Here is a 22,857-nt window from a genome sequence, read left to right as displayed (position 1 = left end):
CCCTATATTATCCTTTTTACAGGAGTATTATTCTGGATTAGAGCCATTAAAGCCTCCCTAGTACGGGGAACAGGCAGGTTTTCCGGTAGATGCCCTGCCAACTGTAAGGAATTAAAAATATCTAAAATTAGTGGTTTGGTAAGATGGTTGCCTGCTAATAATTCATCCTGGGACAATATGTTTTCTGGGGTTCCTTGACCGGTGATGAGTCCATTGTTCATTAGAATGATTTCGTCCGCCCAGCCATAGGCTTCTTCTACATTATGGGTTACCAGAAGAACCGTCATGCCTTTCTGGTTGAGTGTATTTAACAGATTCATAATTTCCATTGCGTTTTGCGGGTCCAGTGAAGCAGTTGGTTCATCCAGGATGAGTAACTCTGGGTTCATGGCCAGAACGCTGGCAATGGATACCAACTTCTTCTGGCCATAGCTTAGGAAATGCACTGGTTTATCAGCCAAATGAGGGATTCCACTCAGTTCAAGGGACCTAAATACTCGTTCCGCTACTTGTTTTTCTGATAGACCCAAATTTATTGGACCAAAGGACACTTCCTGACGTACGCTGGGTGCAAATAATTGACTGTCAGGGTCCTGGAAAACAAGACCAACCTGGCTACGCAAAGTGGCTAAGGAAGAGCGGTTATATTGCAATTCTTTTCCCTTGAAGAGAATGTTTCCACAGGTTGGTTTTAAAAGAGCAATTAAATGAAGGAGTAAGGTGGATTTTCCTGCCCCATTAGTACCTAAAAGGGCAATTTTTTTGTCCTTCTTAATAGCAATGGATATACCCTGCAGGGCGACTGTTCCGTCCGGGTACTGACAATGGAGGTTGTGGGTTTCTAGAATAATGTCTGACATTATAAAATACTCCTGCCTTTGTATGCTACTAATATTATAAATAGTTCAATAAAGCAAATGATGGCGATATTTCTTTTGGAATAAGTATAATCCTTGCCTAAAACTTTTAAGGAGCCGTTATACCCCCTTGCATCCAAGGACAAGGCCAGTTCCCTGGAGCGTCGGAAAGAGTGAAGAAGGAGGCCACTGACCAACATACCCATGGAGATTAAACCTTTTTTGCCGGAGGAATAGCCTAACCTTGCGGACTGGGCATGGTAAGTTTTTTGTCCGCTGTCCCAGAGTACAAATAAAAAACGATAGACTAAAAGCATCAGTTCCAGAAACAATTCCGGAGTCCTTATCCTTCGTAACAGATCTATGATGTCTAGCATAGAAGTTGTAAGAACTAAAAAGAACAAACAGGAAACAGCTCCCAAGGATTTACTAAAGGTAACAAGGGAGGCATGCAGGTTTTCAGAGGTTATGCCCAGCGGGTAGCCCAGTAAGTTCCAGTAACATATGACGGCATCCGTTGAGGTTATCGTTGTTACGGCAACACTTAAGGTTCCCAGGGAAAGGAATGTAACAGGGAGTAAATGAAGCCTTAAATAAAAACGTAAGGGCACTTTACCAAGAAAAATGGTGCCCCCTGCCATTAGAACCATTACCAGAATGGATACAATGATTGAATTGGCAAACATACAAATGACCATTGAGGCAATGGCAAAGAAAGATTTCTCCATCGGATGGACTTGCCCTAAAGGACTAGTATAAGAAAATCGATCAAGAAACACCTTGTTTTTTTGCCGCCTTTCTTTTTCCATGCCAGAAGCCTATGATATAACCCACCATTCCGGCACCGATTGCTGCCTGAAGAGCAAAAAGAAAGCTTTCAACTTCTGTACTGGGAGGTTCCCAAAGAGGTTCAAACCAGGGTTGGTAGTTCTGATCTACCTGTGTAATCACCTTTTCAATTTGACCATCTGCGCCTTCAAAGGGAGCATTAGGTAGGAACAAAAGTGGTACGATTAATAGAATGAGCACAGTTCCCAAAAGTACGTAGTTTAACAATCGGTTTTCCGAGAACAGTTTCCTAGTTGACGAAATCATAGGGACCGCTCCTTTCTTCTTTGGGTAACCCAGGATAAAGTTCTTCCCTGTAGTTATTCAGAAGGTTAAAAACAAATACAGTTAATAGACCCTCTGTTATGGCCAACGGAATTTGGGTAATGGCAAAAATGCTCATGAATTTAAAGAAAGAAACCAGGAGATTACCCGTCTTGTCAGGGAAAGCCATGGCTAATTGGAGGGAGGTAACCATGTAGGTAGTCATATTTCCCAGAGAAGCGGCCAGGAAAACAGCAACCTTTGTATTACGTTTCTTAAGTAGTTGGTAAACTCCGTAGGAGACTAGGGGACCCATAACACCCATCGAAAAAACATTGGCACCAAGGGTCGTTATGCCGCCGTGGGCCAGTAATAAAGCCTGAAATAGCAGAACAATACAGCCCAGAACACTCATAACAGCAGGGCCAAATAAAATAGCACCCAGTCCTACCCCGGTGGGGTGAGAACAACTACCAGTGACCGAAGGGATTTTTAAAGCCGAAAGAACAAATACAAAGGCACCTGCCAGACCCAGCAGCATTTTTAAATGGGGGTTACCTCGCAGAGAGATATGAATGGATCGTATCCCCCAGAATACAAAGGGAACCGATAGAGCCAACCAGAATAGGCACCAGCCCGCAGGTAAAAAACCTTCGGCGATATGCATGGCATAGGCGGTATTGGGAGTAAAGAAAAATACACAGAAAGCTCCCAAAAGAGCAGTACCCCAATATTTCATTTTATTTGAGACCCCCTTTTTAAAATAAACTTTTTCATATAACCAACTAGCTATCAAGTTTATTATAGGCCTGCCGTATATGACAGATATAGATTTCTGCAATGTTATCATATTCCAAGAGACCCTTTAGAATGGTTATTACCTGATAGTTTTGAGCCAGTTCATTTTGCCAGGAATCTGGCTCATCCCCGGCTAAATCATTAATAGCATGATCCCCGGCAATGTTCATAAAGGGAATTAGGGTTACCTGTTTATAATCCTTCCTAGCAAGGTCAGCTTTTACATCATCTAATGAAGGATAGCCCTCGATGGTACCAAGGAAAACATTTTGATAGTTTTGGCGCAGCATATCGTTTAGGCAACCGTAGGCACTAAAGGTATGATGACCGCTGCCATGCCCCGCCAGTACCAGGGCATGTTGTGGGTCTCCAGGAACTATGTCTCTCAAACACTTTACAACTTCTTGGTAATCTGCCTGATGATAAAGTAGTGGTGTTCCCAGGGTTAATTGATGAAAGCCAAATTTACCAATTTTAGTTTGAAAGTGCTTTCCAGAGGAACCCTGTAAGTGGGACATATTATCTACTACATTCACAAGATCATAATACTCTTGCCCCGGTAATATATGTACAGACTGTACGGCCACCCGGGTATAGCCTTCATCCTGCAGCTTGGCTAAAGCAGTAATTGGGCTGTCTATCACGGTACCTTTTTTAGCTAATACACCACGAATACTTTTGGCTGTATAGGCCCAGCGTAGCTCTATGCCGGGGAAAGCTGCTCTAACTTTATCTTCAAACTTTTTAAATGCAGCAGTCGCTTGATTTACACTGGTTCCAAAAGTCACTAAAAGAATAGCTTTTTTCTCCATTACAAAAAACCACCTTTACAAAATAAAAAACCTTAAACAGCAAGTGTTAAGGCAGGGCAAAAGACCAGGAAACCCCGGTTTAACTGCTTGCCTCTCCGCGGGAGGGTCAGTTTTTTGTTTGGCAGGTCTCCTGACTCAGGCATTAGCATTTGGTGCTACCTTCCCGGAATAACCAGTGGCGTAAACTTGAAACAAACTAGCCTGTTACAGTGGCCGGACCGCTCGGGATTTACACCCGATTCCCTTTTAAACCCCCGCAGGGGTACCAAACATTGTAGGTATTTAATTCTTGCGTAATAATAACATATTTATTCCAGATTGTCCATAAAAATCCATTTAAGGTTGATAGTAAAAAATCATTTACTATATTCATATACCTAAACATATTAAGGAAAGAAGTGTTGGTATTGTTAAGCTATAAGACTGTTAATCAAGAAATTAGTGTTGAAATTAACATTAAAAAATCCAGATTTATTGCCCAGGTGAAACAAGTTCAAAATGAAGCAGCAGCAGTTGAATTCATAGGTAATATTAATAAGATTCACAGAGAGGCCACCCATAATGTGTATGCTTATCGCATATCTGACCAGATTGAGAAATGCAGTGATGACGGGGAGCCCAGCGGAACCGCCGGTAGGCCAGTGCTCAATGTGATTAAAGGAGAAGAACTCTATAACACAGTAGTGGTGGTTACCCGTTATTATGGAGGTATTTTACTGGGTGCCGGAGGCTTAGTAAGGGCCTATAGTCAGTCTGCAGTTCAGGGTATTGCCGAGGCTGGAGTGGTAACCAGAGTTTTGTGCCAATGTTTAAGAGTGCAATTTGAATTACCGCTGTTTGGCCTGATAAAGAGAGTTATTGAACAATCCGAAGCTAAGATTTTGGAGGTATCCGTTACGGATAAAGCTGTTATTGTGGTTCGAGTACCCTTGCAGGAGGTAGAGAGACTGGTGGCAAAAATTATTGAGAATTCGGCAGGGAAAGCGCTAATTAATCATATGGAACAAGAGTATGTATAAGAAGATATTGCCAGATATATGGAAAAACGGTACAATACAAAATAAGAGTATAAATTTTTTACAGGTGCCCCTGTGAGGGGAGAATAGGGAATCGGGTGCAAATCCCGAACGGTCCCGCCACTGTAAGCGGTGAGCCAGATACCCATTTTGTCACTGACCGAAGGTTGGGAAGGCGGGTATCAGGCATTGACCCGCAAGTCAGGAGACCTGCCTGTTACGAAAGATATGAATTCTGAGAATGATGGAAAAGTTCTCGGCCTATTTAGGCTGGGAACTTTTTTGTATTTTAGCATAACAGAAAGTATAAAAGTTTTAGACCTGCACAAGGGCAACTCAGGCTGTCGTAAGCTAAGCTAAGTTTCTTTGACCCCCCTTGATTTAAAGAATTGTTTCAGAAGAGCAGTTTGTTATCCCTGCTCGCTTTACTGAGGATAACAACGGCCTTAGCATAATTATAATATAGGAGGTATGAGAAAAATGACTTTATTAGCTGAAACTTTATCTAAGATTCAAGCTCCGGACCAAACCTGTGTAGAACAGGCCAAACAGAGGTTGGACAGCCTGACCAAACCGCCGGGTAGCCTGGGAATATTAGAGGATATTGCCTGGCGGTTAGCTGGCATTCAGCGGGTACCACTCCCACAACTACCCCGGGAGAAGGTTTCTCTGGTTTTAGCCGGAGATCACGGGGTAGTAGCCGAAGGAGTCAGTGCCTTTCCCCAGGAAGTAACTCCTCAAATGATATTCAATTTCCTGCAGGGTGGTGCCGGTATCAATGTATTGGCCCGGCAGGCCGGAGCCAAGGTTGTGGTGGCTGATATTGGGGTAGCCGGACCACCTTTGGAAAAAACAGGTCTTGTTTCCTGCCGAGTAAAATCTGGAACAGATAATTTTGCTGTAGGCCCTGCCATGAGCAGGGAAGAGGCTGTTAAATCCATTGAGGCTGGTATCTCCCTACTACAGCAGCAGGTTAAAGAACGTCCTGCCCTAGTTGCTATTGGTGAGATGGGCATTGGTAACACCACTCCCAGTGCCGCTATTTTAGCTGCTTTTACCGGAATGCCGGTAGAGGAAATTACTGGTCGTGGCACAGGTATTGATAACCAGCGTCTACAGCATAAGATAGCTGTGATTAAGCGGGGGCTAGAGGTAAATCGTCCCGATGCCAATGATGGTCTGGATGTGTTGTCCAAAGTGGGTGGTTTAGAAATCGGTGGCATGGCGGGAATTATTTTAGGTTGCGCCGCAGAGGGTATTCCCGTAGTGCTGGATGGGTTTATTTCCGGTGCGGCAGCCCTGGTGGCCCAATCCCTGGCACCACTTAGCCGTGAGTATATGTTTGCCTCCCATGGTTCAGTAGAACCGGGTCATCGCATTATGCTGGAAAAGTTAGGTTTAAAGCCTATGCTGCAGATGGAAATGAGACTGGGCGAAGGGACCGGTGCAGCCTTGGCTTATCCCATTATTGAGTCTGCGGTACGTATTATTAACGAAATGGCTACCTTTGCGGAAGCGGGAGTTAGTAAAGGATAATCAAAACAAACCCTGGAACCCCATACGGAGAACCAGGGTTTGTTTTTTAGCTATCAGACTACCTTGCCGCTACTGATACTTGAAAAAGATTTTGGATATGCTCAAGGGCAAACTAGGCTTCCTCAGGTGTCAAAGACTTGGTGGAAGCCTAGTTTTTCTAATATACATAATAAAAAGAATAAGTTTTAGGGCCATCCCTTTACTAGAAAAAATAGTTGAATGATCTCCAGCATATTCAAGGGTTTTAGTTGGGTCATTATTTGGCAAATAATTATAAAGTATATTTTAATTTTTAGTGGAAAAATCTTCTTAAATAACTTAACTTGTCTTGACATATAATAAAAAAAATGGCTTAATGAAAAGGAGAATCATTATCATTTAAATATTGTTGCGTGTCTAGAAAAATAATGGACGTAAAAGAGGTACGGATAATAGATGAAACTCTCAGATGAATACCGTTCTTCGGGAACTTCTAAATCTAAATCCTATCAAGATATAGTTCACTTGCAAGAGAGATTAATCGAATTAGAGTTTATCAACGAAGTCCTCATAACTCTAATCCAAAATACAGATATGGACAGCACATTGGCAGCTATTTTAGATTTAGCCATTGAAATTACCCACAGCGAAGCCGGTGGTATTTTGTTGACTGATCAATTTGCTAACAAAGCACAAATTATGCTGGTGAGGGGTGAGCTGACCGCTCAACAACTGCAAAGAGTTCTTGATAAGACCAAGTTTATGCGAAGATTCAAAACGGGCAAAGAAGTTATTTCTATAGATAGTAAAACTCTCATGTTTCAGGAACTGCTAAAGGTAGAACCTGCTTTACGAGCTTTTATAGCTGTTCCCTTAATAGTTGGTGGAAGAACTGAAGGGATGCTTGTACTGATGCATCGGCATGCAGGAATAGAAGATCACCGGGCCAGCTATTCAAAACAAGATATTGCTACCATTTCTATTTTTGCCAGTCAAGCGGCCTTAATACTTCATAACACCCGCTTGAAGCTGGAGAATGGAAGAAAGGAAGTATACCTAAAAACCATTGCTGCCCTAGTTACAGCCATCGATGCTAAGGATCCCTATACCCGTAACCACTCCAAAAATGTTGCTCGAACGGCAGTAGCCCTGGCCAGGGGCCTTAAACTTAGTGAAGCAGAAATTCAGAACATCGAATATGGAGCATTATTACATGATATTGGCAAAATTGGCATACCAGAAGTTATTTTAAACAAAGAAGGTAAACTGGATCTCGAGGAATATGAAAAGATTAAAACCCATCCGGATATTGGGGTAAAAATTTTACAGCCGGTGGATTTTTTGCAAAGCATCAGCGGCATGATTCATTATCATCACGAACGCTACGATGGTAACGGTTATCCGAAGGGACTAAGGGGCGAAGAAATACCCTTTGAAGCCAGAATTGTTTCAGTGGCCGATGCCTGGGATGCCATGATCTCAGATCGTTCTTATAGAAAAGGGATGCCCCCGGAGCTAGCTCTACAGGAATTGCAAAATCATGCTGGTGGTCAATTTGATTCATATATGGTAAAGGTTTTTACAAATCTGATGAGAAAAGAAGTAGTCTTACTGGCTTAAGTTTTTTCGATAATACATGGAATTTTGCTGCCTGGGAAGAAGATTGTTTACTTTTACTGGCTGTAGAAAGGAAAAATGAAAAAGGACCTAATAATAGCACTTGACAACGATAATGATTATCAATATCATATAATGTGTAATAGGTTTTTGGAAAGTATTTCTAAGAAAAAATATAATATTGCTAAAAAAATTTTTTTAATTAGTAAATGATAATGAATATTATTATTGAACTAAAAGGGGGGATAACATGACATTTTTTACAATGCCCTTTAAATGGGGAAGAGAAAATGATAAAAAAATAGAACCATTATCCCAAGCAGGGGACAAATATTCTCTTTTACAGGAAATTCTTGAGCTAGGGATGACTATAGAAGAGTTAACGAAAAAAAACCATCATCTTATTAGTTCCGCCCAAGAAATTTATGGGATGGTCTCGGAAGCCACAGAAAGTGCTCAGTGCAGTCAGGGGATGGTTGATGAATTAAGCAAGCATGTATTAGAAGTGATGAAGCAAATGAATGAAACCAGTTCGTCTTTGAATACAGCCAAACAACTTGCAGAAAAAGGATCTGCCAGCCTACATACAGCTCAGGAAGAAATGGAAGTAAGTAATCAACGGGTCATGGAGTCCATAGAGATTACATCTCGATTACAGGAGGATATTAAAAACTTAAGCGAAATGTTGGAGGCTATCACAAATATCGCTAATCAAACCAAGTTATTGTCCCTCAATGCTTCCATAGAAGCGGCTAGGGCCGGGGAGGCTGGTCGAGGTTTCTCGGTAGTAGCCCAAGAAGTAGGTAAGCTGGCAGTTAAAAGCAAAGAGACAGTTGATTTTGTCTCTTCTACCTTAAAACAGGTTCGGCATAATACCTCTATAGTCATAACTAGCATGGCAGATGGAGCAAAGGGCTTTCAGGTAGGCATGCAACTAATTAATGAGGCTAATAAAAATTGTGGCGTTATTGTTGAACAAGTGGGTAATAGTGTAACAGCAGTAGAAACAGCTGGTAGCAGCGCCGAAGCGCTGGATTTGGGAATGAGTGGGGTACAATATATGGCCCAGGAAATAAGGGAGGTAATAGAAAAGTGTTCCCGTATAACTGAACAAAACACAGATATTATCCAAGCCCAAGCCCAGAGCATACAGAGTTTTGAAAATCAAATAACAGCTTGCCAGGGAAAGTTAAAAAGATACATTAGCTGATTTTAGGGGGTATTTTTGATGCATAAGCCTTTATCTTGCATGAGAGAAGGAAGAATTGCCTATATCCAGGATATTGTAGGTTGCCCTAAACGAAAACGCCACCTGGAGGAAATGGGTTTTACGCCTGGTAGCCCGGTGGAGGTTTGTAAATGTTGCTGTAAAGGTCCCCTTGTCGTGACCATACGTGGTAGCAAGATGATGCTAGGTCAAGAGATGGCCCAAGATATCATGGTTAGATAATAATAGTAAAAGGGGGGCTAGAAGTGCTAACGTTAAAGGATATAAAACCTGGCCAATCAGCGGTAGTGGAAAGTGTAAAAGTTACTGGCCAGGCTAGAGGTCGTTTTATGGCCATGGGAATTATGAAAGGGGCGAAGCTAAAGGTTGTTAAAGTTGCACCCTTGGGCGATCCCATTGAAGTATTGGTTAAATCTTATAATTTGTCTTTTCGTAAAACAGAGGCAGAACAGATTGTCGTTACTCTAGGATAAGGAGGGATTTAGGGATGTTAGCTATTAATGTAGCCTTAACTGGTAATCCCAATACTGGTAAGTCCACAATATTTAATGCTCTGACCGGAGCAAGGCAGCATATTGGCAACTGGCCGGGGGTTACCGTAGACAAAAAAGTAGGACAAATAACTAAAGGCAATAAACAAATTAATATTATTGACTTGCCAGGCACATACAGCCTGAGTGCTTATTCCCTGGAAGAAAGAATTGTTAAAGACTACCTGGTAGGAGAAAAGCCAGACATGGTGGTCAATGTGGTGGATGCTTCCAATATAGAGCGAAATTTATATTTAACTGTTCAGTTATTGGAACTGGCTATCCCGATAGTTGTTAACTTAAACATGATGGATGATGCCAAGGCTAAAGGATACAATATCAACTTGGCCGTGCTTAGTAAGCATCTGGGTGTATCAGTTATTTCTTCGGTGGCTACCAGTAAAAATGGTTTACGTCAACTTATTGATTTATTAGAACCTGCTGTAGTGACACCTCCAAAGGTGAAGGAAAGCCAATTGTTGGCCGAACATTTAGCGCATATAGAGAAGATTAAAAAATCCGGCAAAGAAGATGATTTAATTGAAGAAGAAATCATCGAAGCCCGCTACGATTTTATCAATAAGGTTTTGTCAGGGGCGATAGTTAAAAATGAAGGTGTTGTTTCTTGGAATGAAAAATTAGATAACATTCTTACTAACCGAGTGCTGGGAATCCCTATTTTTATCGCCATTATGTATATGATGTTTGAATTAACATTTACTTGGTTTGGTCAACCCATAGCCGATATGTTAGATGCATTTGTTGGTGGAACGCTAACTGGTTGGGTTGAAGGGAAGTTGGTGGCAGCAGGAGCAGCTGACTGGCTGCAGTCTCTGGTTATTGATGGTATCATTGGCGGTGTTGGTGGAGTGCTGGTCTTTGTTCCGTTAATTTTCACTTTATTTTTCCTTATCAGTTTTCTTGATGGAACAGGTTACATGGCCAGAGTTGCCTTTATTATGGATCGGGCCATGCGTAAAATAGGCTTGTCTGGCAAGGCCTTTCTGCCCATGCTAGTTGGTTTTGGTTGTTCTGTACCCGCTATCATGGGTGCTAGGGCCCTTGATTCCGAAAGGGATCGCAGGGTTGCCATTCTTATTGCACCCTTTATGTCTTGTGGTGCCAGACTTCCCGTATATGCGTTATTCGCTGCCTTATTTTTCCCGGGAAGTGAAAGTAAGGTTGTTCTTTCCCTTTATCTTCTTGGTATTGTAGTTGCCATTATGATGGGGGTTATCTTTAAGGTCACACTTCTTAAAGGAGAGGCTGAACCCTTCTTGATGGAGTTGCCTCCCTATCGTATACCTACTATGAAAACGGTTTTATTACAGACATGGGAGAAGGGAAAAGGATTTCTGGTTAAAGCAGGTACTATCATATTCAGTATGTCTGTAGTGATCTGGTTCTTAAGTAACTTTAATTTCTCCGGTATGGTAGAAATTGAAGACAGTTTATTAGCTTCCATCGGTGGAGTGATTGCACCTCTCTTTACCTTCCATGGTTTTGCTTCTTGGCAGAGTGGAGTTGCTGTAATAACAGGTATTTTGGCTAAGGAAGTAGTGGTTTCTACTCTGGGAGTACTTTATGGAGTTGCTGAAGTGGCAGAGGAAGCTGTGGATGCGGCCACACAATTACAGGGTAGTATCGGTACAATCTTTACTAGCCTTTCTGCCTACGCTTTCATGGTATTTATTCTGCTTTATACTCCTTGTATGGCTGTTCTTGGTACAATCAAAAAGGAACTTGGTTCCTGGAAATGGACTTTATTTGCAGCGGCGTATCCCTTTGTGCTGGCATGGCTCATTTCCCTTGTGATCTATCAAGGTGGGCTGTTGCTAGGATTCGGCGGTTAGTATCCAAAACTGTTGCATTGGGGGGTGTACAATGAATAGCATTACAGGCTTGGTTTTTACAGGTATATTAGCTTCGGGAATTGGCTATCTGACTATCAAAGGGTTTTATCGCGAAGCAATAAACATAAAAAACGGCAGTTGTTGTGGCTCAGAAAGTTGCGGTTGTGGTGGTAGTTGTGGAGGATGCGGCGACAATTGTTGCCATGATAAAGAAATAGTAAATCAACATGTCGATGATGTTAAAAAGGGTTAACATCAATAAAGAAGGAAAAACTCCCAGCATAAGCCTAACAGGTTGTGCTGGGAGATCTTTGTTATTGTAGACACCGAGAAATTTATAGTCTCACTGCCTACTGACAAAGAAGTATTTACCAGCATAGTGGCCACCTAAACAGGCTTTAGCAAAGTTTTGCCTAGGGATTGTATTAATGATTTTTCATTATAGAATAAGCATAAAAACAAAATGTCATTGACAACGATAATCGTTATCAATATAATGAGTACAAGTTATAAAAATGCAAGGAGTTGAAGACATGTCTTTTCAAAATTTAAGCCTAATCCAGCCTGAGTTAAATAGTAGTAAGCTTTTTAATTGGCAAGAAAGGAACCAGAAGACTTTATTAGATTGTTGTTATCACCAACATAGTCAGGAAAGAAAGGAACCAGTTTTTAATTATTGCGAAACTATTGATAATGATAATCATTACCATGAAAAACAATATAATGATTCTGCTAAATATCTGGATAATAAATTAGAACTAATCATTGAATACCTTCTTTATAAACTAATAAAAGAGCAAAGGGAACTAATAATAGTTAAACAACAATACCAACGAGAACAGCAAAGGAATAAACAATTGGCCCAGGAACTAACAACTGTTAAAACTGCTAGCACCGATTTTGAGCAAAAAGCAAAAAAACTTCAACATGAAAAGGAAGAGTTATTACATATCTTAGAAGATGTTGAACAGGATTTAAGGCAATATGAAAAAAGAAATTCTGATTTAGAAGATGAGAATTTATCCTTTTTAGTTCGAATTGATGAACTACAGAGCAAGATAAGGGACTTACACCAGCAATATTATTGTTCCTCTTGTCCTAAAGAAAACGACACAGAGTCCTGTCCTAAGGTTTGCTGTAACAATAACTCCCGTACCAAGAGAATCTTGATGGTTGGGGGTATAACCAAAATTGAGGCTAGGTATAGAAGTTTGATCGAAGATACTGGCAATGAATTTGAGTATTTAGATGGTTACATGAAAGGGGGAGAAAAGGTTTTAGACAGTAAAATAAGGAGGTGTGATTTGGTACTTTGCCCGGTGGACTGCAACAGTCATAATGCTTGCGTAAGTGTAAAGAAGTTATGCAAGAAATATGGTAAGCCCTTTAAAATGCTAACTTCGTCCAGCGTCTCAGGTATTGCTCAGGTCATTCGATGAAGAAGCAACAGTTTCTAACCTAAGTCCTAGTGTCAACTGTTAAAGTTAACGCTAGGGCTTTATTTTAGCAGATCAAAAAGTATAAAACTTTTCGATCTGCACAAGGGCAAACTAAGGCTTTCGGAAAAGAAGTGGCGGAAGTCAAGGTTCTTTGCTGTCTAGGGTCAGTTAAGCTTTTCTAAGGTTTCCTGGTAGAGTTTATACTTTTATTTATCTTGGTTTGCCTATCAAAGGAGGATTTAAAGTATTTTTTTACGGACAGGTTTAGAAAAAAGATTACTGACGAGATAAAGACAGCCAAAAGATAAGTTTGCATAGATGATCCCGCCTTTGTGGGTGAAATTAGCTAATGAATCTTTCTTCAACATACTGTTAACAAAAAGAAAGGTCATAAAACTTACGGTCCCCTATATTCTAATTTAGAGGGGGTGTTATTGATGCTATCTCCCAGTTTGGAAGATTATTTGGAAGAGATTTATCGTATTAGTCAGAGTGGGGAAACCGTAAGGGTAACCGATATTGCTGCTTGTTTAAATGTAAGCCTGCCCTCGGTAACCAGAGCTCTGCAAAAATTAGATGAGAGCAATCATATTATGTACCGACGGTATAAAGATATCATCCTAACGGAAGAAGGAAAAAAATTAGGTCACTTTCTAGTGGAAAGAAATCGAATTATCCGGGAGTTTTTAAAGCTAATTGGTTCAAAATGTGATGTGGCAGCAGAGGCTGAAGCAATGGAGCATTATTTGTCTATGCCTACCCTTAAAGCCATTATTAATTTTGTTAACTTCAGTGAAAAATACCCTCTTTGGTTGGATAAGTACAAAGGTTTTTGTTGCAATGAAGAGGATAAAGGAGAGAACCGGGTATAAAACCCGGCCTATCCTCAATATTAAACCCAACCCAAAGCCCTGGCAGTTTGGGCAACGATGAAACATATGGTACAGGCAATACCAAGAGGTATTAAAGCAGCCAGCACAGTCCATTTGCTACTACCAGATTCTTTACGTATGGTCCACAGGGTGGTACCGCAGGGGTAATGCAGCAGAGAAAACAACATCATGCAAAGGGCAGTGAGCCAGGTCCAATCATGTTGTACCACAAAGAGATTGTATAAATCTTCAATGCTTTCCAGTTCGGTCATGGAGCCGGTGGCTAAGTAGCTCATTATTAAGATCGGTAGCACAATTTCATTGGCCGGTAGCCCAAGAATAAAGGCCATTAGGATAAACCCATCAAGACCAAGCGCCGTTGCGAAGGGATTTAGCCAATGGGCACAATGGGCCAAAATGCTTAGATCACCCACATAGATATTGGCCAACAGCCAGGTAACGGCTCCGGCAGGTGCTGCTACACAAACGGCACGGCCTAAAACAAATAGCGTACGGTCAAAAATAGAGCGGACAATGATTTTTCCTATCTGGGGCTTGCGATAGGGAGGAAGCTCCAGTGTAAAAGAGGAAGGAACTCCCTTTAACAGTGTTTTGGACAAAGTCCAGGAAACAGCCAGAGTTACTGCAATACCCAGTAGAACAATGCCCACAACGATGGCGGTGGCACCGAAGGTATTCCCCATACCAAAAACCAAAATACCAGCCAGAGCAATAAGTGTAGGAAAGCGTCCGTTGCAAGGCACAAAGTTATTGGTTAACATGGCAATCATCCGTTCCCGGGGAGATTCAATAATCCTGCAAGCTATAATGCCGGCGGCGTTACAGCCAAAGCCCATGCTCATGGTCAGGGACTGCTTGCCGTGGGCGCCAGCCTTTTTGAATAAACGGTCCAGATTAAAAGCTACCCGAGGTAGGTAACCAAGGTCTTCCAATAGAGTAAAACAGGGGAAGAAAATAGCCATTGGAGGTAACATAACAGAAATAACCCAGGCCAGGCAACGATAGATTCCTTCCACAAAAAAACCGTGAAACCAAGCGGGAGCGTGCAGGTAATTACATAAATCTGTTAAGCGATCTTGACCCCAAAACAGGGTCTCAGCAATCATGGCCGAAGGTACATTGGCTCCTGCAACTGTCAGCCAGAAAATCATTCCCAGCAGTAACAACATGGAGGGGAAGCCAAAGACTCGGGAGGTTAGAACGTCATCTAACTTTTTATCCCAATCGATTTTCGGCTTTTCCCTTTGACTAACTACTTGCTGAGAAATGTTTTCGGTAGCGTTGTAGATACTGCTGACAATGGTGTCATTCATATGAAGTTTACCCATTGGGTTTAAGCTATCTACTTGGTGTAAAATATTCGCAAATCTGGTGGAGCAGTACTGGCTCATGCCAACAGTTCACCTCCCACTTTGGATTGCAGACGATCTTCCGAAGGATATAATTTCTTTAGCTCTGCAATGACGGTTTGATCTTTGCTTAATAGACGCAAAGCTAGCCAGCGACTGTTAAATTGCTCTCCAACCAGTTGTTTTATCTCCGGCTCTAGTTTACCGATGGCATCTTCAATTACTTCAGAGTATTGCACAACGTAGGGATTTGTTTGAATGGTTCCGTTGGCAACACCGGCTATGGCGTTAACCAGTTGGTCAAGGCCAATGCCATCCCGTGCCGCAGTTGCCACCACGGGAACGCCCAGAATTTGGGCTAAACTATTAATATTGATGCTGATTTTTTTTCTTTTTGCTTCATCCATTAAGTTTACACAGACAACCACTTTAGAGGTAATTTCTAGTACCTGTAAAACAAGGTTAAGGTTTCTTTCCAGGCAGGTGGCGTCCACCACAACCACAGTGGCATTGGGCTGGCCAAAACAAAGGTAATCCCTGGCCACCTGTTCCTCTATGGAATTTGCCAGCAAAGAGTATGTTCCGGGCAGATCGATTAAATTGTATACCAAACCCTGATGGGTATATTTACCCTCTGCTCGCAGTACAGTTTTACCGGGCCAGTTGCCGGTATGTTGGTTGAGGCCGGTTAAAGCATTAAAAACAGTGCTTTTTCCGGTGTTTGGGTTGCCAGCCAGGGCTATGACATAGTTAGTTTTTGCCGGGCCTTTATGAAAGGCCTCTTTATTTACCCCGGAACCACAGGACTGGTGCGTCAAACCCATATGTTAACCCTCCTTATATTTAACCATTATTTGGCTGCCTTCTTTCTCTCTGAAGGCAATCACGGCGCCCCGAATTTTATAAGCTTTGGGGTCGCCGCCGGGGCTTACCCGTAGAGCTTCCACCTTTGTGCCGGGAACTAGTCCAAGGTCCAGCATTCTCCTCCGGGTAATACCCTCTGCCTCAATGGAACTTACCACACCTGATTTGCCAATGGGCAAATGATACAAGGGCATAATTTCGTTTGTGATGGTGCTCCCCCGACTCCTTTTCACTTTAAATGCCTCCTCCCCACAGTTAAGTTTCATTAACAAACTTAGCCTCGGCTAACAATGGGCCAAAGATAGCGAGACTACTTTAGTTTCTAAGAAAATACTCGCTTCTAAGATAGTTAGTTAAAACTAACTATTGCCCTTATCAGCTACCCCATATTATGTGAGAATGATTGTCGTGGTCACTGATTTTAATAAAAAAATGCCTTTTGAATAAAAAAGTTAGTTTTAACTAACACATTGGGTAACCAATGCGTAATATGTTAATGTCCAGCTGGTTTAAATGATGAGGAGGGGGTTTCTTGTGGGCCATTCCACCATTCAGTTTGAACACGCGCCCTGCAGCAGCTGTTTTCACAGCAAAGAAGATCACCGTTCTGCCTGTGTAATGTGCATCGATTCTTTTAAAAAAAAGATGGCAATCATATAAAAGGATAAGTGGTATCCATATATTTAATTTTGTAATTCCTGGCAGCTTTTAAATAGTCTTGCCGGGAATTATTTAGTTAAAGTACAATTTATAGGATGGAAATATAATAACGAGGTGAAGAAATGCAAAGAAAGGTTACTGGCTGGTTGATTGTTATAATAGCAATAACCGTTCTATTAGGTGGACAAGCCTGTTGGGCCAACGAAACAGATACCGTGGGAAGCATCAGTCATGAACCCGAGATTATTGTTCGTGCCAAGGTTTTAGAGGTGTCCAAAGGGGAACAGTCAGACCCCTCTCTGCAGGGATGGATTCAGGGAGAAGAACAATTGGTAACCGCCAGGGTACTAAACGGTGATTACAAGGGGAAGCAGGTTGATTTCTTCCATGTGATTCCCGATAATCCGGGTATGGCAGTGGTTGTAAAACCTGGCGATGAGGTAGTGTTATCCCTGGAAGTTGAAGCGGGTAAAATCACCAATGCTTTTATCTCAGACCATGCCCGTGATAAGAAACTGTATATCTTGGCCGTTTTTTTTGTTCTGTTAATGGTCGCCATCGGGGGACTAAAGGGAGCTAAATCTGTGCTAGCCCTAACTATAACCGGGGTCGGTATTTTTTACATATTACTGCCAATGATGTTCAAAGGACATAGCCCCATCCTATTAACGGTTCTAGTGGCAGCCGTTATGACAACCATAACCATGGTGCTGGTCCATGGTTTTAACTTAAAAACTCTGGCGGGTATAATTGGTACCACCAGTGGGGTTATTACGGCGGGGATACTGGCTATGCTGGTGGGCAAAGCAGCAAAACTTACTGGTTTCAGCAGTGAAGAGATGCAAATGCTGCTGTATATTCCCCAGCAAATAAAGTTTGACTATCAGGGTCTGCTCTTTGCTGGCATGATAATTGGGGCCCTGGGAGCGGTGATGGATGTGGGGATTTCCATTGCCTCTGCAGTGGAGGAAGTAAAAAGGGTAAATCCAGCCTTGGATTGTCGTCAGTTAATACGGGCCGGCATGAATGTGGGCAGAGATGTTATGGGCACAATGGCCAACACTTTAATTCTAGCCTATACCGGCGGTGCTTTGCCGCTGATATTAATCTTCATGGCCTATGATATGCCCTTTTTAAAGATCATCAACCTGGACCTTATTGCCACGGAAGTTGTCCGGGCTTTAACCGGCAGCATCGGTCTGGTTTTAGCCATTCCTGTGACATCTGTGGCAGCAGGTTTGTTGTTTACTAAAGTAAAGAAGAAACAGGCTCAGACAGAGGAAAAAGCGGGATTGGAAGGATAAACTCCTGATTAAGGAGCAAGAGAGTTGATAATGCGACATTGAAAGGTATTTACGTTACACAGCCGCAACGACTTATCGAAGCACCGGAGCGAAATTAGGGGGCGCGTACAGGATGTACGCACCAGCCAAACTGAGACAGGACGTCGATTGCAGGCGACCTAATTTAGCCCGGTGTGAGCTATAGTGTTATCTGTGCGGAGATCGGAGTGAGCGGTGCTAGCGTGAATACCTATTAGTTGTAGCCTTCTATACAAATAGAGAACCCCTTGTTTAAGGGGGTTAGTGTTTGTACCTACGATTATGTTTTCCTAGATAGATATAGCCAATTACTGCTAACAGAATAAAAATGACACTTACCACTTGGGCTGCCCTTAGGGGGCCGATCATCAAACTATCAGTACGCAAGCCTTCGATAAAGAAACGGCCCAGAGAATAAAGGCCCAAGTAGATCATAAAGAGTTGACCATAGGCATCGATTTTTTTGCGCCTAAATATTAGTAAGGCAAATACCAGCAGGTTCCAAAGGGACTCATACAAAAAAGTAGGGTGGCGGTAGGCTCCGTCTATATACATGGCCCAGGGGAGGTCAGTGGCATAGCCGTAGGCTTCCTGATTAAAAAAGTTACCCCAGCGGCCGATGGCCTGTCCTAAGGGGAAACTGGGGGCAACAATATCGGCGATTTGCCAAAAGCGCAACCCTCTGGCCCTAGTAAAAATGTACCCTGTAATAATGGCGGTGATTAGTCCACCGTGAATGGCCAGTCCACCATGCCAAATTTTGGGGATTTCACTGAGGTGTTGGCCGTAATATTCCCACTCCATAATAACGTAATAGAGTCTGGCCCCTAGCCAGGAAATGGGGGCACATATTAACACCATATCAATGATATCATCTTCCTTAATACCCACCCGGCGGGCCTCACGCAGGGCCAGCCAGGTACCCAGCAAAACTGCAACAGCCATTAAAACTCCGTACCAACGAAGGGTAATGGGTCCCCAGGCAAAAAAATAGGGACTTACTTCAGCATATGTCAAGTTGGTCATCCTTTCGTTCAATATCTCTGACTTTTTTATTATAACCTTAAAAGAAAGATTTTCAAAAAAATTGTTTATATCAAAGCAACCCCTTAACGTAACCAGAACTTGGCTATTTTTCCTTGTATTACCATTAATTTTATACTATAATTTGTTTGATTAACTCTTAGGTAAAGATATTTAAGCAGGAGCAACCGATGAAAACACCAAGAATTGTTCTGGCTGGAACCCACAGTGGTGTGGGAAAGACCACCTTAACTTTAGGGTTATTAGCAGCATTCCGGCGGAGGGGTATCAAGGTGCAACCCTTCAAAGTAGGGCCTGATTACATTGACCCTGGTCTCCATGAAGTAGCTGCTGGCGTAACTTCCCATAACCTTGACAGTTGGATGGGTTCACCGGAGGAAGTGCGAGAGTTATTTATTAGAAGAGCAAAGGGAATGGAAATTTCTCTGGTGGAAGGTGTCATGGGTTTATTTGACGGAGCCAGGGGGCAAGGGGAAAGGGGTAGTACAGCCCAGGTAGCCAAAATTATTCAAGGACCGGTGGTGCTGGTTTTCTCAGCCCAGGGGTTGGCCCGTAGTGCTGCGGCCCTAATCAATGGTTACCGAAACTTTGACCCCAATTTACAAGTTAGTGGAGTAATTGCCAACGGGGTAGGCAGTGAACGTCATGGACAATTCATTAAAGAAGTCCTAGAAGGGGAGTTGGGAATTCCTTTATTAGGTGCTCTGGTCAAACAAAGGGATATTGTGATGCCCCAGCGGCATTTGGGACTGCTGCCTGCAGCAGAAAATCAGGGTTTAGACCAAACCCTAGCAGCCCTAGCTCAGCTAGTTGAAGAACAAATTGATATGGAATGCTTACTGAATTTGGCCCAGCAGGCACCGGAACTGACAGATTGTAAAATACTGCCCGCAGTACAGTCCTTTAACGGAGTGCGGTTGGCCGTGGCCAGGGATGAAGCCTTTAACTTTTATTATCAAGACAGTCTTGATTACCTTGTGGAATTAGGGGCGGAACTAGTATTCTTTAGTCCCCTGCGAGATACAAAGCTACCATCGGATGTGGATGGAATTTATATTGGTGGAGGATTTCCGGAGCAATTTTTACCTATGTTAGCTGCTAACCAATTATTAAAGCAAGAAATTGTGGATCGGGGCCAGCAGTCGATGCCAATTTATGCAGAGTGCGGCGGTTTTATGTACCTGTGTGAGAGCATCACAAATCTTGCCGGCCAGTCCTTTACCGGGGTGGGATTGGTACCCAGCCAGGTAAAAATGGGTCAGCGCTTGGCGGCCTTGGGCTATGTCCAAGCCAGGTTAACAAAAACCAGTTTACTGGGCGAAGCGGGTATGGTCCTAAAAGGGCATGAATTTCATTGGTCCACCATGGAGGATCTGCCGGCAGCAACCAATATCTATCAGTTAACCGGAGGACGGGGGGAGGAAGGACGTGGTGAAGGCTATGCCAGCAAGCAAATACTGGCTTCCTATGTTCATCTTCATTTTCGGTACAACCCTAGGGCTGCCCATTATTTTTTAACGGCCTGTCAAAAATATAGGACAGGGAGAGTAAATCATGCAAGAGCATAAAGAAGAGTTAAAATCTGGCTTTACCACTGGCACCTGTGCCGCTGCGGCGGCCAAGGCGGCTGCCCTGGCCCTGGTTAAGGGCACCATTGTCCGGGATGTTTCTATATCTCTTCCTGGAGGAGGCCAGGTGGTTTTAGCCATATCACAGGTGGAAATGGAAGAACAGGTATGCCGGGGGGCAGTGGTGAAAGATGCCGGGGACGATCCAGATGTTACCCACGGCCTAACGGTTGTGGCTGAAGTGTCACTACAACCTGGAGAGATTCAGATTACCGGTGGAATAGGAGTAGGAACTGTTACCAAGCCTGGACTGGCGGTACCGGTGGGAGAGTCGGCCATAAACCCGGTGCCCAGGCAGATGATTGAACAGGAAGTAAGGGAAATATTGGGGCCCGGTCAGGGGGCAAAGATTGTAATATCCGTACCTGAGGGGGAAAGGGTGGCAAACCTAACCATGAATCCCAGACTGGGAATTGTGGGTGGCATTTCCATCTTAGGCACCGGTGGCATTGTTCGGCCTATGTCGGAAGATGCCTATCGGCGATCTCTGGTACCCCAGATTGATCAGGCATTGGCCCTGGGACACCGCTTACTGGTACTGACACCGGGGCGGCTGGGGGTTAAGAAGGCGGCAGAATTGGCATTGCCCGCTGCAGCAGTGATTGAAACCAGTAATTTTATTGGTACCATGCTGGAGGAATGTGCCAAGCGACCAGTGGAAGGAGTACTATTGCTGGGGCACCTGGGTAAGTTGGTCAAGGTAGCCGCAGGAATTTTTCACACCCTGGGAAAACTTGCCGATGGACGGCGGGAAACCATTGCGGCCCATGCGGCCCTATTGGGAGCACCTCGAGCTGTCATTGAGTTGTTAATGAACATGAATACGGCCGAAGAAGCCGTAGCTATCTTACATAGATATGGTATGTCCCAGGTCTTTGAGAATCTGTCGGCGGCGGCCAGTCAGAGGGCAGCTGGCTATGTAAGGGAAAAGTTTAGGTTAGGAACAGTTATGTATGCCCTCAGTGGCGAAATTGTGGGCTATGATGAGGGAGCCAGGGAGATTGGGGAGGCACTGGGATGGAAAATATTATCAAAGTAGTCGGCGTGGGTCCCGGTGGACCGGAGTACCTAACTGCCGCCGGAGCTGCTGCTTTGGAGCAGGCAGAAGTGGTGGTGGGGGGGCGGCGGTTGTTGGCACAGTTTGCCCGGCCGGAGCAACGAAGCTATGCCCTGACTGCAGATCTTGAGGCTACCATTGATTTTATCCGTCAGGAGTATAAAAATAATCGGGTAGTGGTTCTGGTATCTGGCGATACCGGCCTTTATAGTTTTGCAGCCACTCTTATGGAAAAGCTGCCAAAGGATTGTTTAGAGTTTATCCCCGGCATTAGTTCTGTGCAACTGATGTTTGCCAGGCTTAAAACTCCCTGGCAGGATGCTGCGGTGATAAGTCGCCACGGCAGGGATGATAGCCGGTTAGTCGGCATCGTTAAGGCAGGAATCATGGTAGCGATTTTGACAGATGCTAAAAATAATCCGCAGGCTTTGGCTAGGGAACTGCTGGAGAGTGCTTGTCCCAATCTGCCGGTTTCAGTGGGCTGTAACCTATCCTATGCCAATGAAACTATTTTTCGAGGAACCTTGCGTTCTCTGGCAGAGTCTAACCAAAAATTTGAGAATTGCGTGGTGGTTATCGGTGTCTAAACTGGAATGGCCCTATACAACACCGGGTATACCGGATCATCTTTTTAAACAGTCAAACGCCATTCCCATGACCAAACAGGAAATACGCCTGATTGCCATTGGGAAAATGAAATTATTTCCTGGTGCTGTGGTCTATGACGTGGGGGCAGGAAGTGGCAGCGTGACAGTGGAATGTGCCCTGCAAATAAAAAATGGCACCGTTTATGCTCTGGAGAAGGATAGCAGTGCCGATGAACTGGTGGAAGCCAATGCCCGGCGGTTTGGACTTACCAATGTTAGGCTGGTACCGGGCTTTGCACCGGATACAATGGAAAAGTTGCCTCCGGCGGACCGCATCTTTATTGGTGGCAGTGCCGGTGCCTTGTCAGAAATTCTAGAGACATCCCACCATAAGCTAAAGCCCGATGGTTGGCTGGTGGCTTCTGCCATAACCTTGGAGACAGGCCCACGGGTGTTGCAATTCCTGGAGGATAAGGGTTATCAGCAAATCGAGGCTGTCAATATTAGCGTGGCCAGGGCGAGGCAGGTGGCCAGGTCCCATATGTGGCAGGGGATGAATCCGGTGATGATTGTTAGCGGGCAGAAGCCGGGTAAGCCATAGCGTTGTTTGTGTGGAGATTGGAAGTGAGCGGTGATAAAGTGAATATGGAAAAAGATGTATCAATTGATAACTGCTTAATAAATAAACCGGAACGG

At 43.5% G+C, this 22,857-nt stretch carries 24 protein-coding genes and 2 riboswitches; of the genes, 15 read left to right on the top strand and 9 right to left on the bottom strand.

Features of this window, described 5'->3' with window-relative positions:
* Positions 1-2 precede the first annotated feature (2 nt).
* Genes DRED_RS14585 through DRED_RS14565 form a run of 5 tightly spaced genes read right to left on the bottom strand, consistent with a single transcriptional unit; the run spans position 3 to position 3,559 of the window.
* Positions 3-860, bottom strand: coding sequence for an energy-coupling factor ABC transporter ATP-binding protein (locus DRED_RS14585; protein ID WP_011879035.1), 858 nt, complete (start codon positions 858-860; stop codon positions 3-5).
* A complete protein-coding gene (gene cbiQ / locus DRED_RS14580; RefSeq protein ID WP_041274656.1) occupies positions 860-1,666 on the bottom strand; it encodes a cobalt ECF transporter T component CbiQ in 807 nt (268 codons plus the stop codon). Before cbiQ ends, DRED_RS14585 begins: the two co-directional genes overlap by 1 nt.
* Positions 1,626-1,952, bottom strand: coding sequence for an energy-coupling factor ABC transporter substrate-binding protein (locus DRED_RS14575; protein WP_011879033.1), 327 nt, complete (start codon positions 1,950-1,952; stop codon positions 1,626-1,628). Before DRED_RS14575 ends, cbiQ begins: the two co-directional genes overlap by 41 nt.
* Complete coding sequence (locus DRED_RS14570) at positions 1,936-2,688, bottom strand: energy-coupling factor ABC transporter permease (RefSeq protein ID WP_011879032.1); 753 nt, start codon at positions 2,686-2,688, stop codon at positions 1,936-1,938. The genes DRED_RS14575 and DRED_RS14570 overlap by 17 nt, the downstream gene beginning before the upstream one ends.
* A gap of 46 nt (positions 2,689-2,734) precedes the next feature.
* Positions 2,735-3,559 (bottom strand): sirohydrochlorin cobaltochelatase, encoded by an 825-nt coding sequence (locus DRED_RS14565; RefSeq protein ID WP_011879031.1) that lies wholly within the window; start codon positions 3,557-3,559, stop codon positions 2,735-2,737.
* Between the two features lie 103 nt (positions 3,560-3,662).
* A riboswitch (cobalamin riboswitch) is annotated at positions 3,663-3,844 on the bottom strand.
* Positions 3,845-3,957: 113 nt separating this feature from the next.
* Here DRED_RS14565 and DRED_RS14560 point away from each other — a divergent pair.
* The 10 genes from DRED_RS14560 (at position 3,958) to DRED_RS14515 (ending at position 13,629) form a co-directional block, all read left to right on the top strand.
* A complete protein-coding gene (locus DRED_RS14560) occupies positions 3,958-4,578 on the top strand; it encodes a YigZ family protein (protein WP_011879030.1) in 621 nt (206 codons plus the stop codon).
* 45 nt (positions 4,579-4,623) lie between these two features.
* Positions 4,624-4,807, top strand: a riboswitch (cobalamin riboswitch).
* Positions 4,808-5,055: 248 nt separating this feature from the next.
* Positions 5,056-6,111 carry a nicotinate-nucleotide--dimethylbenzimidazole phosphoribosyltransferase gene (gene cobT / locus DRED_RS14555; RefSeq protein WP_011879029.1) on the top strand — a complete coding sequence of 352 codons (1,056 nt, stop codon included), beginning with the start codon at positions 5,056-5,058 and terminating at the stop codon, positions 6,109-6,111.
* Between the two features lie 435 nt (positions 6,112-6,546).
* On the top strand, positions 6,547-7,710 hold the full coding sequence (locus tag DRED_RS14550) for an HD-GYP domain-containing protein (RefSeq protein WP_011879028.1): 1,164 nt from the start codon (positions 6,547-6,549) through the stop codon (positions 7,708-7,710).
* A 247-nt stretch (positions 7,711-7,957) separates the two neighbouring features.
* The gene (locus DRED_RS14545; RefSeq protein WP_011879027.1) at positions 7,958-8,917 is read left to right on the top strand and encodes a methyl-accepting chemotaxis protein; all 960 of its coding nucleotides are present in this window, start codon (positions 7,958-7,960) and stop codon (positions 8,915-8,917) included.
* An 18-nt stretch (positions 8,918-8,935) separates the two neighbouring features.
* Positions 8,936-9,157: a FeoA family protein gene (locus DRED_RS14540; protein ID WP_041274655.1), complete on the top strand. Its 222-nt coding sequence runs from the start codon at positions 8,936-8,938 to the stop codon at positions 9,155-9,157.
* 23 nt (positions 9,158-9,180) lie between these two features.
* The gene (locus DRED_RS14535; protein WP_011879025.1) at positions 9,181-9,408 is read left to right on the top strand and encodes a FeoA family protein; all 228 of its coding nucleotides are present in this window, start codon (positions 9,181-9,183) and stop codon (positions 9,406-9,408) included.
* 14 nt (positions 9,409-9,422) lie between these two features.
* Positions 9,423-11,318 (top strand): ferrous iron transport protein B, encoded by a 1,896-nt coding sequence (gene feoB, locus DRED_RS14530; RefSeq protein WP_011879024.1) that lies wholly within the window; start codon positions 9,423-9,425, stop codon positions 11,316-11,318.
* A 31-nt stretch (positions 11,319-11,349) separates the two neighbouring features.
* A complete protein-coding gene (locus DRED_RS14525) occupies positions 11,350-11,571 on the top strand; it encodes a hypothetical protein (protein ID WP_041274654.1) in 222 nt (73 codons plus the stop codon).
* Between the two features lie 280 nt (positions 11,572-11,851).
* Positions 11,852-12,757: a DUF2325 domain-containing protein gene (locus DRED_RS19405; RefSeq protein WP_011879023.1), complete on the top strand. Its 906-nt coding sequence runs from the start codon at positions 11,852-11,854 to the stop codon at positions 12,755-12,757.
* A gap of 437 nt (positions 12,758-13,194) precedes the next feature.
* On the top strand, positions 13,195-13,629 hold the full coding sequence (locus tag DRED_RS14515; protein WP_011879022.1) for a metal-dependent transcriptional regulator: 435 nt from the start codon (positions 13,195-13,197) through the stop codon (positions 13,627-13,629).
* A gap of 20 nt (positions 13,630-13,649) precedes the next feature.
* On the opposite strand, the gene DRED_RS14510 is transcribed toward DRED_RS14515, so the two are convergent.
* From DRED_RS14510 to DRED_RS14500, 3 genes are read right to left on the bottom strand one after another with little or no spacing between them, the layout of a single operon-like run.
* The gene (locus tag DRED_RS14510; RefSeq protein WP_011879021.1) at positions 13,650-15,041 is read right to left on the bottom strand and encodes a nucleoside recognition domain-containing protein; all 1,392 of its coding nucleotides are present in this window, start codon (positions 15,039-15,041) and stop codon (positions 13,650-13,652) included.
* A complete protein-coding gene (locus DRED_RS14505) occupies positions 15,038-15,823 on the bottom strand; it encodes a FeoB small GTPase domain-containing protein (protein WP_011879020.1) in 786 nt (261 codons plus the stop codon). The genes DRED_RS14510 and DRED_RS14505 overlap by 4 nt, the downstream gene beginning before the upstream one ends.
* 3 nt (positions 15,824-15,826) lie before the next feature.
* Complete coding sequence (locus DRED_RS14500; protein ID WP_011879019.1) at positions 15,827-16,096, bottom strand: FeoA family protein; 270 nt, start codon at positions 16,094-16,096, stop codon at positions 15,827-15,829.
* Between the two features lie 549 nt (positions 16,097-16,645).
* On the opposite strand from DRED_RS14500, the gene DRED_RS14495 reads away from it, so the two are divergent.
* Positions 16,646-17,827 carry a YibE/F family protein gene (locus tag DRED_RS14495; RefSeq protein ID WP_011879018.1) on the top strand — a complete coding sequence of 394 codons (1,182 nt, stop codon included), beginning with the start codon at positions 16,646-16,648 and terminating at the stop codon, positions 17,825-17,827.
* A gap of 279 nt (positions 17,828-18,106) precedes the next feature.
* Here the strand turns inward: DRED_RS14495 and lgt are convergent, their stop codons facing one another.
* The gene (lgt, locus tag DRED_RS14490; protein WP_011879017.1) at positions 18,107-18,862 is read right to left on the bottom strand and encodes a prolipoprotein diacylglyceryl transferase; all 756 of its coding nucleotides are present in this window, start codon (positions 18,860-18,862) and stop codon (positions 18,107-18,109) included.
* A 197-nt stretch (positions 18,863-19,059) separates the two neighbouring features.
* On the opposite strand from lgt, the gene DRED_RS14485 reads away from it, so the two are divergent.
* Genes DRED_RS14485 through cbiT form a run of 4 tightly spaced genes read left to right on the top strand, consistent with a single transcriptional unit; the run spans position 19,060 to position 22,762 of the window.
* A complete protein-coding gene (locus tag DRED_RS14485; RefSeq protein ID WP_011879016.1) occupies positions 19,060-20,457 on the top strand; it encodes a cobyrinic acid a,c-diamide synthase CobB in 1,398 nt (465 codons plus the stop codon).
* Complete coding sequence (cbiD, locus tag DRED_RS14480; RefSeq protein ID WP_011879015.1) at positions 20,444-21,556, top strand: cobalt-precorrin-5B (C(1))-methyltransferase CbiD; 1,113 nt, start codon at positions 20,444-20,446, stop codon at positions 21,554-21,556. Before DRED_RS14485 ends, cbiD begins: the two co-directional genes overlap by 14 nt.
* Positions 21,535-22,161 (top strand): precorrin-6y C5,15-methyltransferase (decarboxylating) subunit CbiE, encoded by a 627-nt coding sequence (gene cbiE / locus DRED_RS14475; protein WP_011879014.1) that lies wholly within the window; start codon positions 21,535-21,537, stop codon positions 22,159-22,161. Before cbiD ends, cbiE begins: the two co-directional genes overlap by 22 nt.
* On the top strand, positions 22,154-22,762 hold the full coding sequence (gene cbiT, locus DRED_RS14470; RefSeq protein ID WP_011879013.1) for a precorrin-6Y C5,15-methyltransferase (decarboxylating) subunit CbiT: 609 nt from the start codon (positions 22,154-22,156) through the stop codon (positions 22,760-22,762). Before cbiE ends, cbiT begins: the two co-directional genes overlap by 8 nt.
* The last annotated feature ends 95 nt before the right edge of the window (positions 22,763-22,857 follow it).

The organism is Desulforamulus reducens MI-1 (genome assembly GCF_000016165.1).
Taxonomy (GTDB): domain Bacteria; phylum Bacillota; class Desulfotomaculia; order Desulfotomaculales; family Desulfotomaculaceae; genus Desulfotomaculum; species Desulfotomaculum reducens.
The sequence above is the reverse complement of the archived record's forward strand: the minus strand, read 5'-3'. Positions and strand labels throughout refer to the sequence as shown.

What these genes read in the sequence shown, in the direction of transcription:
- DRED_RS14550 (WP_011879028.1), top strand. Translation starts at nt 6,547, where the DNA reads ATGAAACTCTCAGATGAATACCGTTCTTCGGGAACTTCTAAATCTAAA.
- DRED_RS14525 (WP_041274654.1), top strand. Translation starts at nt 11,350, where the DNA reads ATGAATAGCATTACAGGCTTGGTTTTTACAGGTATATTAGCTTCGGGA.
- DRED_RS14540 (WP_041274655.1), top strand. Translation starts at nt 8,936, where the DNA reads ATGCATAAGCCTTTATCTTGCATGAGAGAAGGAAGAATTGCCTATATC.
- cbiQ (WP_041274656.1), bottom strand. Translation starts at nt 1,666, where the DNA reads ATGGAAAAAGAAAGGCGGCAAAAAAACAAGGTGTTTCTTGATCGATTT.
- cbiE (WP_011879014.1), top strand. Translation starts at nt 21,535, where the DNA reads ATGGAAAATATTATCAAAGTAGTCGGCGTGGGTCCCGGTGGACCGGAG.
- DRED_RS14565 (WP_011879031.1), bottom strand. Translation starts at nt 3,559, where the DNA reads ATGGAGAAAAAAGCTATTCTTTTAGTGACTTTTGGAACCAGTGTAAAT.
- DRED_RS14495 (WP_011879018.1), top strand. Translation starts at nt 16,646, where the DNA reads ATGCAAAGAAAGGTTACTGGCTGGTTGATTGTTATAATAGCAATAACC.
- DRED_RS14515 (WP_011879022.1), top strand. Translation starts at nt 13,195, where the DNA reads ATGCTATCTCCCAGTTTGGAAGATTATTTGGAAGAGATTTATCGTATT.
- DRED_RS14570 (WP_011879032.1), bottom strand. Translation starts at nt 2,688, where the DNA reads ATGAAATATTGGGGTACTGCTCTTTTGGGAGCTTTCTGTGTATTTTTC.
- cbiD (WP_011879015.1), top strand. Translation starts at nt 20,444, where the DNA reads ATGCAAGAGCATAAAGAAGAGTTAAAATCTGGCTTTACCACTGGCACC.
- DRED_RS14575 (WP_011879033.1), bottom strand. Translation starts at nt 1,952, where the DNA reads ATGATTTCGTCAACTAGGAAACTGTTCTCGGAAAACCGATTGTTAAAC.
- DRED_RS14545 (WP_011879027.1), top strand. Translation starts at nt 7,958, where the DNA reads ATGACATTTTTTACAATGCCCTTTAAATGGGGAAGAGAAAATGATAAA.
- DRED_RS14510 (WP_011879021.1), bottom strand. Translation starts at nt 15,041, where the DNA reads ATGAGCCAGTACTGCTCCACCAGATTTGCGAATATTTTACACCAAGTA.
- DRED_RS14585 (WP_011879035.1), bottom strand. Translation starts at nt 860, where the DNA reads ATGTCAGACATTATTCTAGAAACCCACAACCTCCATTGTCAGTACCCG.
- DRED_RS14505 (WP_011879020.1), bottom strand. Translation starts at nt 15,823, where the DNA reads ATGGGTTTGACGCACCAGTCCTGTGGTTCCGGGGTAAATAAAGAGGCC.
- DRED_RS19405 (WP_011879023.1), top strand. Translation starts at nt 11,852, where the DNA reads ATGTCTTTTCAAAATTTAAGCCTAATCCAGCCTGAGTTAAATAGTAGT.
- cobT (WP_011879029.1), top strand. Translation starts at nt 5,056, where the DNA reads ATGACTTTATTAGCTGAAACTTTATCTAAGATTCAAGCTCCGGACCAA.
- feoB (WP_011879024.1), top strand. Translation starts at nt 9,423, where the DNA reads ATGTTAGCTATTAATGTAGCCTTAACTGGTAATCCCAATACTGGTAAG.
- DRED_RS14485 (WP_011879016.1), top strand. Translation starts at nt 19,060, where the DNA reads ATGAAAACACCAAGAATTGTTCTGGCTGGAACCCACAGTGGTGTGGGA.